The organism is Pantoea sp. AG1095 (assembly GCF_003208415.1).
GTDB classification, from domain to species: domain Bacteria; phylum Pseudomonadota; class Gammaproteobacteria; order Enterobacterales; family Enterobacteriaceae; genus Pantoea; species Pantoea leporis.
Genome location: NZ_QKMJ01000014.1, coordinates 1 through 18,958, shown reverse-complemented (window position 1 = coordinate 18,958; position 18,958 = coordinate 1). Strand labels below are relative to the sequence as shown.

17 protein-coding genes are annotated in these 18,958 nt (G+C 55.8%); 9 read left to right on the top strand and 8 right to left on the bottom strand.

Features of this window, described 5'->3' with window-relative positions; all coding sequences use genetic code 11:
• Positions 1-50: 50 nt before the first annotated feature.
• The 5 genes from mioC to ravA form a co-directional block, all read right to left on the bottom strand.
• Complete coding sequence (mioC, locus tag DEU53_RS20730; protein ID WP_064738315.1) at positions 51-491, bottom strand: FMN-binding protein MioC; 441 nt, start codon at positions 489-491, stop codon at positions 51-53.
• A gap of 154 nt (positions 492-645) precedes the next feature.
• Positions 646-1,107 (bottom strand): transcriptional regulator AsnC, encoded by a 462-nt coding sequence (gene asnC, locus DEU53_RS20725; RefSeq protein WP_008106733.1) that lies wholly within the window; start codon positions 1,105-1,107, stop codon positions 646-648.
• A gap of 106 nt (positions 1,108-1,213) precedes the next feature.
• Positions 1,214-3,340: a 5-histidylcysteine sulfoxide synthase gene (gene ovoA / locus DEU53_RS20720; protein ID WP_110868233.1), complete on the bottom strand. Its 2,127-nt coding sequence runs from the start codon at positions 3,338-3,340 to the stop codon at positions 1,214-1,216.
• A gap of 67 nt (positions 3,341-3,407) precedes the next feature.
• Positions 3,408-4,868: an ATPase RavA stimulator ViaA gene (viaA, locus tag DEU53_RS20715; RefSeq protein WP_110868232.1), complete on the bottom strand. Its 1,461-nt coding sequence runs from the start codon at positions 4,866-4,868 to the stop codon at positions 3,408-3,410.
• Entirely contained in the window at positions 4,865-6,361 is a 1,497-nt protein-coding gene (gene ravA, locus DEU53_RS20710; RefSeq protein WP_101763937.1) for an ATPase RavA, read from the bottom strand. Before ravA ends, viaA begins: the two co-directional genes overlap by 4 nt.
• Before the next feature lie 297 nt (positions 6,362-6,658).
• Between ravA and kup the strand changes: the two genes are divergently transcribed.
• Positions 6,659-8,527: a low affinity potassium transporter Kup gene (gene kup, locus DEU53_RS20705; RefSeq protein WP_101763918.1), complete on the top strand. Its 1,869-nt coding sequence runs from the start codon at positions 6,659-6,661 to the stop codon at positions 8,525-8,527.
• A gap of 11 nt (positions 8,528-8,538) precedes the next feature.
• Here kup and qseC read toward each other — a convergent pair whose 3' ends face one another.
• Both qseC and qseB read right to left on the bottom strand, forming a co-directional pair.
• Complete coding sequence (qseC, locus tag DEU53_RS20700; protein ID WP_110868231.1) at positions 8,539-9,870, bottom strand: quorum sensing histidine kinase QseC; 1,332 nt, start codon at positions 9,868-9,870, stop codon at positions 8,539-8,541.
• Positions 9,867-10,529: a quorum sensing response regulator transcription factor QseB gene (qseB, locus tag DEU53_RS20695; RefSeq protein ID WP_101763920.1), complete on the bottom strand. Its 663-nt coding sequence runs from the start codon at positions 10,527-10,529 to the stop codon at positions 9,867-9,869. The genes qseC and qseB overlap by 4 nt, the downstream gene beginning before the upstream one ends.
• A gap of 180 nt (positions 10,530-10,709) precedes the next feature.
• On the opposite strand from qseB, the gene DEU53_RS20690 reads away from it, so the two are divergent.
• From DEU53_RS20690 to rbsR, 7 genes are all read left to right on the top strand, one after another.
• Positions 10,710-11,105 (top strand): YgiW/YdeI family stress tolerance OB fold protein, encoded by a 396-nt coding sequence (locus DEU53_RS20690; RefSeq protein WP_110868230.1) that lies wholly within the window; start codon positions 10,710-10,712, stop codon positions 11,103-11,105.
• A gap of 172 nt (positions 11,106-11,277) precedes the next feature.
• Positions 11,278-11,697, top strand: a complete 420-nt coding sequence (gene rbsD / locus DEU53_RS20685) for a D-ribose pyranase (protein ID WP_101763922.1) — start codon at positions 11,278-11,280, stop codon at positions 11,695-11,697.
• Between the two features lie 7 nt (positions 11,698-11,704).
• A complete protein-coding gene (gene rbsA / locus DEU53_RS20680) occupies positions 11,705-13,213 on the top strand; it encodes a ribose ABC transporter ATP-binding protein RbsA (protein ID WP_101763923.1) in 1,509 nt (502 codons plus the stop codon).
• The gene (rbsC, locus tag DEU53_RS20675) at positions 13,210-14,181 is read left to right on the top strand and encodes a ribose ABC transporter permease (RefSeq protein WP_008106756.1); all 972 of its coding nucleotides are present in this window, start codon (positions 13,210-13,212) and stop codon (positions 14,179-14,181) included. The genes rbsA and rbsC overlap by 4 nt, the downstream gene beginning before the upstream one ends.
• Before the next feature lie 26 nt (positions 14,182-14,207).
• Complete coding sequence (gene rbsB, locus DEU53_RS20670) at positions 14,208-15,083, top strand: ribose ABC transporter substrate-binding protein RbsB (protein ID WP_008106759.1); 876 nt, start codon at positions 14,208-14,210, stop codon at positions 15,081-15,083.
• A 64-nt stretch (positions 15,084-15,147) separates the two neighbouring features.
• Positions 15,148-16,077 (top strand): ribokinase, encoded by a 930-nt coding sequence (gene rbsK, locus DEU53_RS20665; protein WP_110868229.1) that lies wholly within the window; start codon positions 15,148-15,150, stop codon positions 16,075-16,077.
• A gap of 4 nt (positions 16,078-16,081) precedes the next feature.
• Positions 16,082-17,074: a ribose operon transcriptional repressor RbsR gene (gene rbsR, locus DEU53_RS20660; RefSeq protein ID WP_368734931.1), complete on the top strand. Its 993-nt coding sequence runs from the start codon at positions 16,082-16,084 to the stop codon at positions 17,072-17,074.
• Here the strand turns inward: rbsR and mdtD are convergent.
• On the bottom strand, positions 17,071-18,474 hold the full coding sequence (gene mdtD / locus DEU53_RS20655; protein ID WP_101763927.1) for a multidrug transporter subunit MdtD: 1,404 nt from the start codon (positions 18,472-18,474) through the stop codon (positions 17,071-17,073). The two genes, rbsR and mdtD, sit on opposite strands and share 4 nt — an antisense overlap.
• On the opposite strand from mdtD, the gene DEU53_RS23100 reads away from it, so the two are divergent.
• Complete coding sequence (locus DEU53_RS23100; protein ID WP_167391204.1) at positions 18,413-18,625, top strand: hypothetical protein; 213 nt, start codon at positions 18,413-18,415, stop codon at positions 18,623-18,625. The two genes, mdtD and DEU53_RS23100, sit on opposite strands and share 62 nt — an antisense overlap.
• Positions 18,626-18,958: the final 333 nt, after the last annotated feature.

The window sequence follows — 18,958 nt, the reverse complement described above, 5'->3', positions numbered from 1 at the left end:
TCAACTGGGGATCATTCTATTTTCCCGATCCCCAGCCACTAAAGATCGTTTTAAATCTGCGTTTTCCATGTGGCGACCCACACTTCGGCCGCGTCTTCCGGGATCTCATGCTCCAGCACGTCGATCTCCAGGCGATCGCCAATGCGTTTGGCGCCCAGTTGGTTCAATTGCTCTTCCAGCAGCTTGATCGCGCCGCAGAAAAGATCGTATTCATGATTACCGATGCCGACTGCGCCATAACGTAAGCCAGAGAGGTCCGGTTTTGTTTCCTGCAGTGCTTCATATAAAGGAAGCAAATTATCAGGCAGTTCACCGGCACCGTGCGTGGAGGTAACGATCAGCCAAATCCCTTCCGGTTGCAGCTCATCCAGCTCTGGGCCATGCAGCACCTCGGTTGAGAAGCCCGCTTCCTGCAGTTTTTCTTCCAGATGTTCAGCAACATATTCGGCGCTGCCAAGGGTACTTCCACTGATTAACGTAATATCGGCCATGATGCTCTCCCGCACTAAAGGCGAGCATTGTACGCTGTGATCAAGCCGTGATCCACCTGTGGAAAACAGGGTTAATAGTAGAAAGCATCAGGCGGCAAGTCGCGCCATACGCGCGATCTGCCGGGGATAAGTTTGTGCACAGATTAGAGAGGGGTTACGGCTTAATGGTGCGCATGATCGGGTTTTGCAGGGAGATCAGGGTTTCGGTGGACTGAATTTCGTCGATGGTCTGGATCTTGTTGATCAACACCTGTTGCAAGGCATCGATTGATCGGCACATCACTTTGATAAAGATGCTGTAGTGGCCGGTGGTATACCAGGCTTCCACCACTTCATCCAGCGCGTCGAGTTTGCTCAGAGCCGCCGGATAATCGCGCGCGCTTTTAAGGATAATGCCGATAAAGCAGCACACATCGAAGCCGAGCTGACGCGGATCGATCTCCACGCGCGTGCCCAAAATAATACCCGCCTGACGCATCTTCTCCACCCGCACATGAATGGTGCCGGGGCTGACGTTGAACTGCTTGGCGAGCTCGGCATAGGCGGTACGCGCATTCTGTAGCAGCGCATTCAGAATCCCGCGATCCAGGTTATCCAGCTGAAGGTGTTCCGCCATTGTCCATCCTCGTTGAGTTCTTCTTCTATGAATAGAGGAGAATGTGCAGCAAATTAGCGGTGCAGGCAAGGTGCAGACAACAGCCATGCCGTTGTCTGCCTGCTTTTTAGCGCTTACGCCAGAAGGTCACTTGCGCCTGCGTGTGCTGGAATTTGCGCGCCGTTTCGCGGATCACAAAGGGTACATCCTGCGGCGGTGCCACTTCGTCAAAGGCATCACGTAACAGACGCTGCAGCGCCTGATAGGTTGTCAGCGCTTCACCATTTTCGCGAACACCGCCCAGCCAGTTCTCTTTCGGCGTGAAATCTTCCAGCCAGGTATACGGCGATGACAGCACCAGCAAACCACCGGCGCGGATCATCGGCGTGACATCCTGCAGGAAACGTTTTGGCTGACGCAGACGATCGATCAGGTTAGAGGCCAGCACCAGATCGTAACGGTCCGGCTGCGGCTTCAGGTTACAGGCATCGCCCTGCACAAACTGAATACGCTGCGCTTGCTCAGCTTCCAGACCAAACTCTTTCAGCCGCACCTGACGATACTCCACCAGATCGCCCTCTTCGGGCACCACATAGCGGAAATCCTCACCGGAGGTCAGCTGCAGCGCAACATCAATAAAGCGCGCCGAGTAATCCATGCCCGTTACTGCCTCGAAGTGTCGCGCCAGTTCAAAGCTGGCCCGCCCGGTGGCACAGCCGATATCCAGCGCCTGACCAAGCGCAGTACAGTGCGGCAGCAGTTTTTCCACCAGTGCAGCTGCGTAGTTGGGTACGTTGTAGTAGCTCGGTCCGTACTGGAAATCGAGATACTGCGACACCATGCTGTCGGTTTCATAAGGATTGAGCGTCATGCTCTCTTCATGGGAAGAAACGACATAGCGGAAACCGGCGTGCTGGAAGAAGTGACGACGGAAAGCGTAGCGCGCAGATTTCAGCGCTTCGTTGCCGGTGGAAATCCAGCTGCCACCTTTGATCAGCGCATGTTTGCCATCAAAGGTTGGTGTGGAGAAATCGTCGTAGAGCGGATGCACCTTAAAGCCTTCGAAACCGTTGGTTGGCGTCGTGGTCCACTGCCAGACGTTGCCGACGATGTCGTAAAACTCACCTTGTACGAAGCGATCGACCGGGCTGGAGGAAGCCCAGTATGCCAGATTGATGTTGCCCGGCGCTTCAGTCCAGTCCGGCTGATCGCCGCCAACTTGCTCACGCAGCTGCGCCCATTCGGCTTCGCAGGGAAGCTGAACAGATTTACCGGTCTCTTCCGCCAGCCAGCGACAGAACGCGGCGGCTTCCAGTTGATTCACTTCCGCCGGCCAATCCCACGGCATCGCCACTTCTTCGGCCAGCACGCGCAGTTTTAGCTGATCGGGCAGCTTTTCGTCACCGACCCAGAATGTCGGCATCTGCGCACCGGAAAATTCACGCCAGCCCCAACCTTCGTCATCCCACCAGCGGCGATCGTTATAACCGTCCGCCGCAATAAAACGATAAAACTCGGCATTGCTGACCAGCATTTTGCTGGCCTTAAACGGCTTAAGTTCGGTTTGCTGGCTACCGTATTCGTTATCCCAGCCATAAGTGTCGTCGGTTTTACCCTGCTGCACACGGCCGCCGGGCATCGCGATCAGAGAATTTTCCGGTACCGATCGACGATCGTGACGCGCCTGCGGGCAGACTGGCCAGTGCGGCTGCGGTTTAACCCATTCAATCGGCAACTGGCGCATCAGCACGCTGGAGGTTTCCAGATGAATACGTTCGTGTTCGATGCCCATCAAAATCACCCACGCCGGGCTGTTCCAGTCGATCGGCAGTTCCAGCGGCATGGTGCGAATAAACTCACTCACCAGGCTTTTCACTTTGCCACGATAGTCGCGCACTTCTGCGATGGTCGGCCAGTCGTAATGGCTGTCGTTGAGATCGTCCCAGCTCATCTCATCCACGCCGATCGCCATCATCGCCTCAATACGATCGTCAACGCGTTGATCGAGATAGCGGCCCGCCATCAGCTTATTAATGTAGAAGGTTGCGGTGTGACCAAAATAGAAGATCAGCGGATGGCGCAGCGAAATGGCTTTGTTAAACCAGGCGCGCTCGTCCGCCAGGCAATCAAACAGGCTTTCATACAGTTCCCAGGTTTGGGTGAAGTACGCCAGCAGCTCGGCCCGTTTTTGTTCGGAGTGTTGGCCGGAAAGTTTCAGCGTACGGGTCGGTGCGGGAAGTTGGGCGGTCGTCACAAGGTGCTCCAGTTTGCTAAATGCTCGAACTTATCAATATAGCAAATTAGCATTTCCGCCAGATGAATTAGCGCTGCCAGCGGCGCAGCAGACGGCTTTTCAGGCCGGTATCGAAGCGCCAGATGTGATCGAAGATGCGCAGAATGCCGGGTTTGCCATGCAGCGACATTGCTACCGCGTGGAAGCGCTGTTGATGTTGGCGCTGACGCTGCTTAATGGTGCTGACGATGTCGTCCGGCAAACGCTGGGCAATAAAATCCGAAACGATCACCGCATCCGCTTCCTGCCACGCGCTGCCTTCCATGTGTTTCACCACCGCCGCAAGGCAGGCAGCGAGATCGGTACCGCCGCGAAAACGCTGGCTGAGGAAACGGATCGCCTGCTCAATGCCGTTATCAGCGGTGAGTTCATAACCGATCACTTCATGAGCGAACAGCATGATATAGCAGCGGCGCTTATCCGCCAGCGCCACTTTCAGCAGCGCCAGGCAAAAGGCTTTGGCGCAGCGTTCATTGAAACCGCCCATCGATCCGGACGTATCAACGCAGACGATAAACGGGCCGCGCGGTTGCTCTTCATGCTGCTGGTGGCTGACTGGACTCATGGTGATTTTTTCGTGCCACGCATCGCCCTGTAGACGATAAGTCAGCAAGCGTTTCTCGACTAAACGCCGATAAAACTCCAGCTCTAACTCGCTTATGCTCAATGCCGCTAGCTCAGGTGGCAACAGACGCAGCACATCATCGCTTTGATGAATGCCGCTGACTTCTTCCGGCACGTTATCCGGTTCGCGCACCAACTGGTGAAACGCTTCCAGCGGCGCATCCTGCGACGGCACCGATTTGGCCTCGCGGCTGCGACCCAGCTGCTGCGCCAGCTTCATCAATTCCGGCTGCTGGACGAGGAAATCGCCGTACTGCACGATCAGTTCATAATCGCCGTGCTGTAGCGGCGCTTTGCTTAAATCCCACAGGCGTCCGGCGGCGGCTTCATCGTCATCGGTAAGAATCGGCGCCAGCTGACCGCTGATCGCCATGCGCTGCTGCAGCTCGGCCATCAAGCGTTCGCGCTGCTCTTCCAGAAGGGTTTCATTCAGCGTCAGCGTTTGCAGCGTCAGGCTGAGGCGCCAGCGTTGCAGGAACAAGGTATGTTGCGCGTTGCTGAGCTGGTCGCTTTCAGCATTCAGCAGCAGTTTGCTGGCTTCTTCAATGAACGGCGACGGCAGGCTTTTCAGCTGCTTCATAATGTTGGGTAACTGCTGGGTGAAATGTTGCGTGCTGAGTAGCTGCATCTGTTGAAACAGCTGAAACTCCTGAGCCAGCGATTCTGGCACCGGCGTAACTTTGATCTGCTCGGCGATCTCCGATCGCCAGCGCGGCAGATCGCGCATCATGGCTTGTTTCAGGCGGGGAAATTTCTCAAAGAACATCGCCAGTTGCGGCGAGGCGAGCAGCGCGATAATCAGCTCTTCGATTAACTCGGTTTCGCCAATCGACAACAGCGCACTCAGCGTCTCCAGTGAGATCATTTTCTCGCCTGTTTCAGCTGTTCCGCGACATCCTGCAGGCTGGTTTCGATGCGTGCCAGCCAGTCATCGCTAATGAACAGACAGCGCTGATGCTGGCTGAACAGCGTGCGCTGCGCGCGCAGCTGGGTTTCCAGCGCGTCATATTCATCAGCGATCTCCTGCGGCATCTCGCTGCTGCTGCTGGCGCCCGGCAGCGTCAGACGCGTGGATTGCAGGCTGACATCGCGCAGCGTCAAACAGTGATGGGTATCCACCAGCATATCCAGCGTCTGACCAAAGCCGATGCCGTTCAGCTTGCCACGGATTTCACCGCCCTTCAGCAGCCACTGATCCAACGCTTCGCGGCCAATCAGAATGTGCGTCACCTGCATGTCGTGCAGCATCAACGGTTGTTGCAGCATTAGCGTCAGTTGATCATCGGTGATGGCGGCGGGTAATTCGTAGTGCGGTTTGCGGCTGAACATGCCGCTGTGTTTCTCCAGCGTCAGCGCTTGCGCCACGCTTTGCTGCTGTTGCAGCGCCAGCCGGCGGCTTTTGATCTGCTGCAGCTTGTGTAGCAGCGCCTGTTGCTGCCACGCGTGTTGCGACATTAGCGTATCGATTTCGCGATCCAGCATTTTCATCGACGCCACGTCATGCCACAGGCAATCTTTCAGCAGCACTAAGTCGATGGGCGCGATGGCCACGCGGCCGCTGTAAAAGGCGCTAGCCTGCAACAGGTGAATGGCTTTCTTCCAGCGACGATCGGAAATGTACGGCGCGTCCGGCAGCGTTTCTAACTGCTGACGAAGCTGATAAATCAGTTCAAACACATGATCCGGCAAACTGACCTGGCTGATGCCTTTCTGCCACTGCTCATACTCTTCGTCGCTGATGCGCAACGATTCCGCCACTGGATTGTCGTTTTCATCCTGCTGGTGGGTGAGCATGCTGCGGAAGTTCTGCTTCTCATGCACGTTATCCAGCCACAGGCGAATCAACATGCGGTCATACAGCGCTTCCAGGCCACTATCGGCTTCCGGCAATTCATTGGAAGCGGTAACCAGCAGGCGCATTGGGATTTTTTCTTCGCTGTCGCCATTGCGGAAGCGGCGTTCGTTGATGGCGGTCAACAAGGTATTAAGAATCGCCGGTCCGGCTTTCCAGATTTCGTCGAGGAAGACAATTTCGGCATCCGGCAGATAACCTTTGGTCAGACGCTGATAACGCCCTTCATCTTTCAATGCCTGAATCGACAGCGGGCCAAACACCTCTTCGGGGGTGGAAAAACGGGTCATCAGGTATTCAAATGCGCGGGCGTGCTGGAAGGCATATTTCAATCGGCGGGCAATCAGACTTTTGGCGATGCCCGGCGGCCCGAGCAGAAACACGCTTTCGCCACTTAAGGCAGCCAGCAAACAGAGGCGGATCGCATGATGGCGTTCATACAGCCCTTTTTCCAGAGCGTTGCTCAGGCGAGAAATTCTTTCTGCCAAAAGATGGGGTTGAGCCATAATCACATCATTATCCTTTTGATACTGGTGCCGTCATAGTCTGGCGAGCGCAATACTCTACTGATTATCATGCGCGATTGCGTTGATAGCCGTCAGCTTTTTTGTTTCAGAAGGTTGATGCGAGAAAACTCGCCGCTTCCAACGGTTTTTTGGCGCTATTTTCGGCGAAAAACCGCGTCACCGACGCGATGGTGACACTTTGTAAGAGTAGGTTTTTTTGGGAATATGTGCATACTGTGCGCTTTTTGATGGCTTGAGCGGAAGGCAAGCGCCTCCGGCTCCAACAAAAGACAACTTATGAGCTCGGATAAGAAACAGTCCCTTGGGGCAGTCACGCTGGCGGCAATTGGCGTGGTGTATGGCGATATCGGTACCAGCCCACTCTATACATTGCGTGAATGCCTCTCTGGTCAGTTTGGATTTGGCGTGGAGCGCGAAGCGGTTTTTGGCTTCCTGTCGCTGATTTTCTGGCTGCTGATTCTGGTGGTGTCGCTGAAGTACATCAGCTACGTGATGCGTGCAGATAACGCCGGTGAAGGCGGGATTTTAACGCTGATGTCGCTGGCCGGACGAAATACCGGCGCCAGAGCCACCGCGATACTGGTGATCATGGGCCTGATCGGCGGCAGCTTCTTCTACGGGGAAGTTGTGATCACGCCGGCGGTGTCGGTGCTATCGGCGATAGAAGGTCTGGAAATTGCCGCGCCGAGCCTCGATACCTACATCGTGCCGTTGGCGATTGCGGTGCTGACCTTGCTGTTTGTCATCCAGAAGCACGGCACCGGCATTGTCGGTAAGCTGTTCGCGCCGGTAATGCTGCTGTGGTTTATCATCCTCGCCGTATTGGGTGCGCGTAGCATCATTAATAATCCTGACGTGCTGCACGCCATGAATCCTTACTGGGCGCTGCACTTCTTTATTCAATACAAAAGTGTCTCTTTCTTCGCGCTGGGCGCGGTGGTGCTGGCGATTACCGGCGTGGAAGCGCTGTATGCCGATATGGGCCACTTCGGTAAATTCCCGATTCGTCTCGCCTGGTTTATCGTGGTGCTGCCTTCACTGGTGCTCAACTACTTTGGTCAGGGCGCGCTGCTGCTCAAACATCCTGAAGCGATCAAAAACCCGTTCTTCCTGCTTGCGCCGGATTGGATGCTGATCCCGATGTTGATTCTCGCCACCTTAGCCACAGTGATCGCCTCGCAAGCGGTGATTTCCGGCGTGTTCTCATTAACGCGTCAGGCAGTGCGTCTCGGCTATTTGCCGCCGATGCGCATTGTGCACACCTCAGAAGAGGAGTCCGGGCAGATCTATATTCCGGTGATTAACTGGCTGCTCTACTTCTCGGTGGTGATTGTGATTGTCGGCTTCGAGCACTCCAGCAATCTGGCGGCGGCTTATGGCATCGCGGTCACCGGCACCATGGTGCTGACCGCCATTCTCTGTTCTACCGTGGCGATTCAAAACTGGCACTGGAACCGCTATCTGGTGGTGCTGATTCTGATTGCCATGCTGATCATCGACGTGTCGCTGTTCTCCGCCAACCTGATCAAGGTGTTCTCCGGCGGTTGGCTGCCGCTGACGCTGGCGCTGATGATGTTCATCATCATGACTACCTGGAAAAGCGAGCGTTTCCGTCTGCTGCGTCGTATGCATGAGCACGGCAATTCACTGGAAGCGATGATTGCGTCGCTGGAGAAATCGCCGCCGGTACGCGTGCCGGGCACCGCGGTGTATATGTCGCGTGCGCTGAATGTGATTCCGTTTGCCATGCTGCATAACCTCAAGCACAACAAAGTGTTGCATGAGCGCGTGGTGCTGCTGACGCTGCGTACGGAAGATGCGCCTTACGTGCACAACGTCCGTCGTGTGACCATCGAACAGTTGTCGCCGACTTTCTGGCGCGTGGTGGCGAGTTACGGCTGGCGCGAAACGCCAAACGTCGAAGAGATTTTCCACCGCTGCGGTCTTGAAGGCCTGAACTGCCGCATGATGGAAACCTCCTTCTTTATGTCGCATGAATCGCTGATTATCGGCGATCGTCCGTGGTATCTGCGCCTGCGCGGCAAGCTGTTCCTCGCGCTGCAACGTAATGCACTGCGCGCGCCCGATCAGTTTGAAATCCCACCGAACCGCGTGATCGAGCTGGGAACCCAGGTCGAGATTTAACGCTGTGCGCGTCACCAACTTAAGGTGACGCGCAATCCTCCGCTGGCGCGCTGGCTGAACTGCAAGCGAACGCCGTGCAGCTGGGCAATATTTTTCACGATGGAAAGCCCTAATCCGCTGCCGGTTTGCGCCTGTCCTGGCGGTCGCCAGAAGCGTTCACCCAACCTTATCAACTGCTCATCGCTGACGCCTGGCCCGTTATCATCAACGGTAATGGCGCGGGCATTGAGCTGCACATCAACAGTGCTGCCCGACGGCGAATAGCGCAGCGCGTTATCCAGCAGATTGCGCACCATCAACCCCAGCAACAGCGGATGACCGTTCATCACCGGTTCGGCATGGCTGGTGAACTGCAAAGCGGTGTTTTGTTGTTCTGCCTGCGGGAAGTGCTCCGCCAGCAGGTTTTGCAGCAGCGACGCCAGCGCCACCGGTTGAAACTCGCTGCGCAGATCGTCTGCTTCCACGCGTGACAGCGTTAAGAGCTGATCCACCAGACGCGTGGCGCGCACGATGCCGCTATCCAGTTGCTGAATGGCGCGTTTGCGCATCGCCTCATCATCATCAGCCAACTGAATCACTTCACTCTGCACGCGCAGCGCCGCCAGCGGGCTGCGCAGTTCATGGGCGGCATCGGAGGTAAAACGACGTTCGCGCTGCACCAGATGCGCCATACGACTGAACAAGCCGTTTAGCGCCACCACCAGCGGCTTCACCTCTTTAGGCAAGCGCGTGTCCGGCAATGGCGTGGCATCATCCGGCGCACGCTGATGCAGGGAAAGCGTGAGGCGTTTCAACGGGCGCAGCTCGAACCACACCAGCGCCAGTAGCAGCAGCAACATAAAGGGCATGGCAATCAGCCACGGCAGCAGGCTGCTGAGCGCCAGATCGCGCGTCATATCTTCGCGGTATTCCCATTCTTGCCCGACCACCACGCGATAGCGCTTATCCTCGGAGGTGAGCCACACCAGGCGCCAGCTGTCTTTATCGCCGCGCAGTCGTCCATCAACAAAGCCATCGCGCTGATGATCGAATTGCAGATCGCGGCCGTTTTCGCCGTCGTTCAACAACGGTTGGCCTGCCGCGCTGAAAATGGCAAATGCCAGCGCATCATCATCCTGATCGCCGCGGTGATGGCGCAGGATCGCTTTGGTTTTCGGCAACGTCACGTCCTGCAGTGAGGTGGGATCAAGCGCTATCAGCCGTTTGGCGAACAGCATTTGCTGAGTATCAAACAGCTCGTTCACCGTATCGCGGGTTTGATGCCAGGCGCTGAGGCCGGCCAGGCCGCCGCACACTATAATCAGCAGCACAAAGCCGATGGCGAGGCGCAGAAACAGACTCATTCCGCCGCTCCCAGCGTATAACCGACGCCGTGTACGGTACGAATAAACTGGCTGCCGAGTTTCTTGCGCAGATGATGAATGTGCACTTCCACCGCATTGCTGGAGACATCTTCATCCCAGCTGTAGAGCTTCTCCTCCAGCTGACTGCGCGTCAGCACGCGGCCAGGATTACGCAGAAACAGTTCCAGCAGCGCCAGTTCGCGGCTCTTCAGGCTGACGGCTTCGCCATCGCACAGCACGCTGTGGCTGCCGGGCGCCATTACCACGTTGCCGTGTTTCAGTTCCGGCTGCAGTTGCCCGTGACGGCGACGGATTAGCGCCTGCAAGCGTGCCGCCACTTCTGTTAACGCAAACGGCTTACACAGGTAATCGTCGGCGCCGAGTTGTAATCCCTGGACGCGCTGATCGAGCGCATCGCGCGCGGTGAGGATCAGCACCGGCACATCGTGTCCTTGCTGGCGCCACTGACGCAGGATATCCAGACCATCGCGTTCGGGCAGCGACAGATCCAGCACCACTGCGTCCCAGGGCGCGGCGGTCAACGCCTGAAATCCGGCTTCGCCGGAGACAAACCAATCCACGCTGAAACCGAGTTTGGTCAACCCGACTTTCAAACCGTCGCCAATCAGCGTGTCATCTTCAATCAGTAAAATGCGCATCAACTCTCCTTCTGTTAAGCGGAGTTATACGAAGCACAATTGCTCTTGTACAGCGAAAATCCCGTCAAATAGACTATTTTTCATGAATGTTAGACAAACGGATTCTCTTAAGATCCTGTTAAGAACCTTATGGTGAAATAGCTCCCGTAAACCGACACATTCATGGAAAAGAGGTGAATTATGAAAAAGTCTGCAGCTCTGTTAGCGATTGTCGCCCTGGCCGCCACGCCGGTTCTTGCCGCTCAGGAAGGTGGCTTTGTTGATCCCAATGCGCCATCCGCGCAGGTGAAGTCCGGCGGGTTCAAAGCCGATAACACCAGCGTTGTCACGGTGAAACAGGCCGAAGAGATGAAAGACGATAGCTGGATTACCGTGCGCGGTACGCTTGAGAAGCAAATCGGTGATGAGGATTATCAGTTCCGTGATGCCACCGGCACCATGAAGGTTGAAATCGATCATAAACGCTGGAACGGTTTGACCATCACGCCGAAGGATCAGGTAGAACTGACCGGCGAACTGGATAAAGATTTCAACTCCATCGAACTGGACGTGAAACAGGTACGTAAACTGCCGTAATCCCATCTTCGGGGCCGCAGCAGCGGCTCCAAAATCCCACCAAACTCAAATTCTCTCTGGCACAAGCGAAACGTTTCGATGGCGATCACATTTCCGTGATGCCGCCATTGAGTTGCCGTGCGCATTTTATACACTCCCGATCAGCGAAACGTTTCGCTGTGGAGTGGAATAAATGAAAAAAGGTCGCTTGTTAAACGCTGAAGTCTCACATGTGATTGCTCGCCTGGGGCACACCGATACGCTGACGATTGCAGATGCAGGCTTGCCGATTCCGGCCGGTCCACAGCGCATCGATCTGGCGTTAACGCCGGGTACGCCCGAATTTCTACAGGTAGTTGACGTTGTCACGCAGGAGATGCAGGTCGAAAGCGCCCTGATGGCGGAGGAGATTAAGCAGCACAATCCGCAGCTCCACAGCGCACTGCTCGCCGTGCTCGAAGCCTTGCAACAGCACCAGGGAAATGTCATCACCATCCGTTACACCAGCCATGAACAATTCAAACAACATACGCAGCGTAGTCAGGCGGTCATTCGCAGCGGAGAGTGTTCTCCGTATGCGAATGTCATCCTGAGCGCCGGCGTGACCTTCTGAGGCCGCTATGCAACCGTTATTGCAACTCAAAGGAATTGAAAAGTCGTTTCCTGGCGTGAAGGCGTTGAATGGCGCATCGCTGGCCGTTTATCCAGGACGCGTGATGGCGCTGGTGGGTGAAAACGGCGCGGGCAAATCCACCATGATGAAAGTGCTGACCGGCATTTACAGCATGGATGCCGGTTCCCTGCAGTGGCTGGGTAAGGATGTGGCGTTCTCCGGTCCAAAGGCGTCGCAGGAAGCAGGCATTGGCATTATCCATCAGGAACTGAACCTGATTCCGCAGCTGACTGTTGCCGAGAATATCTTCCTTGGCCGCGAATGTGTTAACCGCTTTGGCCGCATCGAATGGAAAAAGATGTATGCCGAAGCGGATGCGCTATTAAAGCGCCTTAATCTGCGTTTCGACAGCCACAAGCTGGTGGGAGATTTGTCGATTGGCGATCAGCAGATGGTCGAGATCGCCAAAGTGCTCAGCTTCGAGTCGAAAGTCATCATTATGGATGAACCGACTGATGCGCTGACAGATACCGAAACGCTGTCGCTGTTCCGCGTCATCAATGAACTGAAAGCGCAGGGCTGCGGCATCGTCTATATCTCGCACCGCATGAAAGAGATCTTCGAGATTTGCGATGACGTCACTGTGTTCCGCGATGGGCAGTTTATTGCCGAACGCGCGGTGTGCGATCTCAGCGAAGAGAGCCTGATCGAGATGATGGTCGGCCGCAAGCTGGAAGATCAATATCCGCGTATCGATCAACAGCCGGGCGAGATCCGCTTAAAAGTCGAAAATCTCAGCGGTCCGGGCGTTGATAACGTCAGCTTTACGCTGCGCAAAGGGGAAATCCTTGGCGTGTCGGGTCTGATGGGCGCAGGACGTACCGAACTGATGAAAGTGCTGTACGGCGCGCTGCCGCGCAGCAAAGGCAAAGTGACGCTGAACGGCCGCGAGATCGTGACCCGCTCTCCGCAGGATGGCCTCGCCAGCGGCATTGTGTATATCTCGGAAGATCGCAAGCGCGATGGTCTGGTGCTCGGCATGTCGGTGAAAGAGAACATGTCGTTGACCGCGCTGCGCTATTTCAGCACTGGCGCGGGCAACCTGCGCCACAGCGACGAGCAGCTGGCGGTGGGCGATTTTATCCGCCTGTTCAACGTTAAAACCCCGTCAATGGAGCAGCCGATTGGTCTGCTGTCTGGCGGTAATCAGCAAAAAGTGGCGATTGCGCGTGGCCTGATGACGCGCCCTGATGTGCTGATTCTTGATGAGCCGACACGCGGCGTCGATGTCGGGGCAAAAAAAGAAATTTATCAGTTAATAAACCAGTTTAAAGCCGAAGGGCTGAGCATCATTTTGGTGTCGTCGGAAATGCCGGAAGTGCTGGGCATGAGCGATCGCATCGTGGTGATGCATGAAGGCCATCTGAGTGGCGAATTTTCCCGTGAGCAAGCTACCCAGGAATCCCTGATGGCGGCGGCAGTCGGTAAGCAACACAGCGAGGAGTTAGTTGTATGAGCACCCAAACCTTACCCGCCAGCCGTCGTTGGTTCAGCAAAGCCTGGCTGCTGGAGCAGAAATCACTGATTGCATTGATAGTGCTGATTGCCGTGGTTGCCAGCCAGAGTCCGAACTTCTTCACGCTGGCCAACATGTTCAACATTCTGCAGCAGACGTCCGTCAACGCCATCATGGCGGTCGGCATGACGCTGGTGATTCTGACCTCGGGCATTGATCTATCGGTGGGATCGCTGCTGGCGCTGACCGGCGCGGTGGCGGCATCGATTGTCGGATTAGAGGTGAATGCGCTGGTGGCCGTTGCGGCTTCGCTGGCGCTGGGGGCGGCGATTGGCGGTATTACCGGCGTGATTGTAGCGCGCGGCAAGGTGCAGGCTTTCATCGCCACGCTGGTGATGATGTTGCTGCTGCGCGGCGTCACCATGGTTTACACCAACGGCAGCCCAATCAATACCGGTTTCAACGATAACGCCGATCTGTTCGGCTGGTTCGGCATCGGTCGCCCGTTGGGCATTCCAACGCCGGTGTGGCTGATGGTCGCGGTGTTCGGGCTGGCGTGGTACATGCTGCATCACACGCGCCTTGGTCGTTACATCTATGCGCTGGGTGGCAACGAAGCGGCCACGCGTTTGTCGGGCATCAACGTTAATCGCGTTAAAATCATCGTATATTCGCTGTGCGGCCTGCTGGCGGCATTGGCGGGCACCATCGAAGTGGCGCGTCTCTCTTCCGCACAACCTACAGCGGGCACCGGTTATGAACTGGATGCGATTGCTGCGGTGGTGCTGGGCGGTACCAGCCTGGCGGGCGGTAAAGGTCGCATCATGGGCACGCTGATTGGTGCGTTGATCCTCGGTTTCCTGAATAACGGCCTGAATCTGATGGGCGTATCGTCTTACTACCAAATGATTGTTAAAGCCGTCGTCATTCTGCTAGCGGTGCTGGTGGATAACAAAAGCAGTAAATAACTCTGACCTTCACACAGGATTTAAAAATGAAAAAGTTAACTGCATTGGCCGTCATTCTTGGCGCCACCCTCAGTGCTGGCGCGATGGCTAAGGACACCATTGCTCTGGTGGTATCTACGCTGAATAATCCGTTCTTTGTGTCACTGAAAGATGGCGCACAGAAAGAAGCTGACCAACTGGGTTATAACCTCGTGGTGCTGGATTCGCAGAACAACCCGGCGAAAGAGCTGGCGAACGTGCAGGATTTGACGGTGCGCGGCACCAAGCTGCTGCTGATCAACCCAACTGATTCTGATGCGGTGGGTAACGCCGTGAAGATGGCGAACCAGGCAAATATTCCGGTGATCACACTGGACCGCGTAGCAGCACAAGGCACCGTGGTGAGCCACGTAGCTTCTGACAACCGCTTCGGCGGCAAAATGGCCGGTGACTTCATCGCCAAAAAACTGGGCGATGGCGCGAAAATTATTGAGCTGCAAGGCATTGCCGGTACGTCTGCGGCGCGCGAGCGTGGCGAGGGCTTCAAACAGGCAGCCGATGCCCACAAATTCAACATCCTGGCGAGCCAGCCTGCTGACTTCGACCGTACTAAAGGTCTGAACGTCATGCAGAACCTGCTGCAGGGACATCCGGATGTGCAGGCCGTCTTCGCTCAGAACGATGAAATGGCGCTGGGCGCGCTGCGTGCGCTGCAAACCGCGGGTAAAACCGACGTGCTGGTGGTGGGTTTTGACGGCACCGCTGACGGTGTGAAAGCCGTAGAATCGGGTAAACTGACCGCGACTGTGGCGCAGATGCCAGACAAGATTGGTGTGATTGGCGTGCAGACTGCCGATAAAGTATTGAAAGGTGAGAAGGTGCAGGCGGTTAATCCGGTTGACCTGAAGTTGGTGACCAAATAATAAGTAAAGAAAAGCAGGGCAACGCGCCACCGTCCTGGTGGCGCATCTTTCTGGATGAATCCCAATGACCACAAGCGCAAAACTGGCCGTTCTCGGCAGCATCAATGCCGATCACATCCTTAACCTCGCCCATTTTCCACGTCCGGGCGAAACGGTGATCGGGAAACAGTATCAAATTGCTTTTGGCGGCAAAGGGGCCAATCAGGCTGTGGCTGCGAGCCGTGCCGGTGCAGACATTGCTTTTATTGCCTGCGTAGGCGCTGATGATATTGGCGAGCGTATTCGTCAGCAGTTGCAGCAAGACCGCATTGATACTGCACCGGTTGAAACCGTCGCAGATGAATCGACCGGTGTAGCGATGATCTTCGTGAATGGCGAAGGCGAAAATAATATCGGCATCTATTCCGGTGCCAATGCCGCGCTGACGCCGGCTCGCGTTGCGCAGCATCAGCAGGTGATTGCCGATGCTGATGCGTTGCTGATGCAGCTGGAATCTCCGCTGGAAAGCGTTCTGGCCGCCGCGAAGATTGCTCGCGCGCAGCAGACGCAAGTGATCCTGAATCCCGCACCGGCCACGGCGCTCTCTGATGAGCTGCTCGCGCTTATCGACATCATCACGCCAAATGAAACCGAAGCTGAAATTCTCACCGGTATTGCGGTGAAGAGCGATGAAGATGCCGCGCGTGCTGCTGCGGCATTGCATGCGAAAGGTATTGCTACCGTGTTGATCACGCTGGGCCGTCGCGGTGTGTGGCTGAGTGAGCAAGGCAACGGCGTGCGCATTCCGGGCTTCAGCGTGCAGGCCATCGATACTATCGCAGCGGGCGATACCTTCAACGGGGCATTTATTACCGCACGTCTGGAAGGTGTGGCGATGCATGATGCTGTACGTTTCGCCCATGCCGCCGCTGCGATTGCAGTGACGCGTCCGGGCGCGCAGCCCTCAGTGCCGTGGCGCACTGAGATTGACGCCTTCCTGCAACAACAGGACTAAGCGCTTGGCTACCATGAAAGATGTCGCCCGCCTGGCGGGCGTCTCTACCTCCACCGTTTCACACGTCATCAATAACAATCGCTTTGTCAGCGAGCAGGTGCGTGAAAAGGTGGAACAGGCAATTCGTGAGCTGAACTATGCGCCGTCCGCGCTGGCACGTAGCCTGAAGATCAAACAAACCCGCACCATCGGCATGCTGCTGACCGCCAGCAGTAACCCGTTCTATTCCGAAGTGGTGCGCGGCGTAGAAAACAGCTGCTACGAACGCGGCTACAGCCTGATTCTGTGTAATACCGAAGGCGATGAAGAGCGTATGAATCGCAGCCTCGAAACGCTGATGCAAAAGCGCGTCGATGGTTTACTGATGATGTGCACCGAAACCCATCTGCCGTCGGCGGAGATCCTCAATCGTTATCCCTCGGTACCGATGGTGATGATGGACTGGGCGCCATTTGAAGGACGCGGCGACATTATTCAGGACAACGCGCTGCTCGGCGGCGAACTGGCCACCCAGCATCTGATCGATCGTGGCTATACGCGCATTGCCTGTATCGCCGGGCCGCAGGATAAAACGCCCGCGCGTTTGCGTCTTGAAGGTTTCCATAAAGCGATGGCCAACAGCGGATTATCGGTTCTGCCGGGTTTTGTGGTTGATGGTGATTTCGAGTTTCAGGGCGGCTTCAACGCCATGAATCAACTGCTGACGCTGGATACGCTGCCAGAAGCGATATTTACCAGCAACGATGCGATGGCGGTTGGCGTCTATCACGCCTTGTTCCAGGCCGGATTGCGCGTGCCGCAGGATATTGCGGTGATGGGCTATGACAACATTGAGCTGGCGCGTTACCTGACTCCGCCGCTTAGTACCATCCATCAGCCGAAAGATGAGTTAGGTGAACTGGCGATTGATACCTTGATTCATCGTATGGGCGATCCCGACGCCAGTCAGCAAACGCTGGTGCTGACGCCGGAGCTGGTGGAGCGCGGTTCGGTCTAAGTCGCTTTCTTCTTTTTCTCGCGGTTGGCGATCAGATTACGCCCATCGCTCGGACGTAACATCATAAAGGTAAAGGCAGACAACACCGTGACGACGCCCATCGTCAGGAAGGTGGCGTGGAATTGCGCGACGGTTGTGGCCTCGACATCCTGATAGAAACGCAGCACTGCGGCACTCACCGCCACGCCAAAGCTGATCGACAGCTGCTGCGTTACCGCTAGCACACTGTTCCCGCCGCTGGCGTTCTCATCATTTAAATCTGCCAGCGTGATGGTGTTCATCGCGGTGAACTGCGTTGACATCGCCATCCCCAGAATCAACAGTGCCGCCAGCAACATCACCACGCTGCCACCCGGCGATTGCAGTGAGAAGGTGGCGATCAATATGCCAATAATAATGGTGATACCTACCAGCGTATGGCGATAACCAAAGCGGCGTAGCACTTGCGTCACCGTGGATTTCGCCAGCAGCGCGCCAATCGCCGTTGGACCCATCATGCAACCGGCAATCAGTGCGGGATAACCAAAGCCCACCTGCAACATCAGCGGCATCAGGAACGGAATGCAGCCGGTACCCAGGCGCGAAGCTATGTTGCCAATGATGCCGACCGAGAAGGTGCGGGTTTTAAACATTGGCAGATTAATCAGCGGTGCCGGATGGCGACGCGCGTGCACTATATAGAGAAGAAGTAATGCAATGCCGCCAAACAGCACCAACAACGCTTGCCACGGCAACACCACGCGCTCGCCAAACAACTCGATACCGACCGAGATCAGCACCAGACCTAAACCAAACAGCAGGAAGCCTGAAAAGTCGAAGCGGCGTTTTGGAGTAGTGAAGTCCGGCATATATTTGCGTGCGTAGAAGATGCCGGCGATACCGATGGGAATGTTGAGGAGGAATATCCAGTGCCAGCTGGCGTAGGTTACTAACAATCCGCCCAGCATTGGGCCCAGAATCGGGCCCACTAAACCCGGCATGGTAACGAAGTTCAGCACCGGCAGCAGTTCACTGCGTGGATAAGCGCGTAACAACGCCAGGCGCGCGACGGGCATCATCATCGCCCCGCCAATCCCTTGTACCACGCGCGAGACCACCAACATGCTCAGCGAGCCGGATAAGGCGCAGGCCAGCGAACCCAGCGTAAATAGCGATACCGCAAGAATGAAGATTTTGCGTGTGCCGTAGCGATCGGCTAACCAGCCACTCACCGGAATCAGCATCGCTACCGTTAGCGTGTAACTGATGATGGCGGATTGCATGGCAAGAGGGGAACGTTCAAGGCTGGTGGCGATAGCAGGGAGCGCAGTATTCAGGATGGTGGCATCAAGTGCTTGCATGAAAAACGCCATGGCGGCGATCCAGGGCAAGCCGGCCATGCTGCGCGCGGAGCGAATCATTGAAAGTCCTTCTCGAATAATTGTCAGCCTGCGACAAAGAAATTACGTTTGGTTAAAGAGAATAGCATTGGTGTTTAAGGTGATGGCGCTGATTTATGCCGATGAAGCGGCGATTTTGACTGATTCTTCGCCGGGAAATGTCCGTTTTTAACGCGTTCGTTTAAAAAAGAGGCGCTCAGTCATTTTTTTGCAATTAACCCTTGTCAGCTCCGAATAAATCCCTATAATGCGCCACCACTGAGACGGCAAAGCGGCAACGCAGACGGCTCGGCAGGGAGTGAAGAAATTCATCCCGCCGGATGAAGACGCTGAAAAAAGTGTTTGACTCCGAAGGAGAGTAGCGTAGTATACGCCACCTCGCGACAGACGGTTCAGCCGCTGTTCGCAACGCTCTTTAACAATTTATCAGACAATCTGTGTGGGCACTCGCAGGATTGATATCCGCGTCTCCGGACGCAAAAAAATATCAAAGCCTCACGAGTGA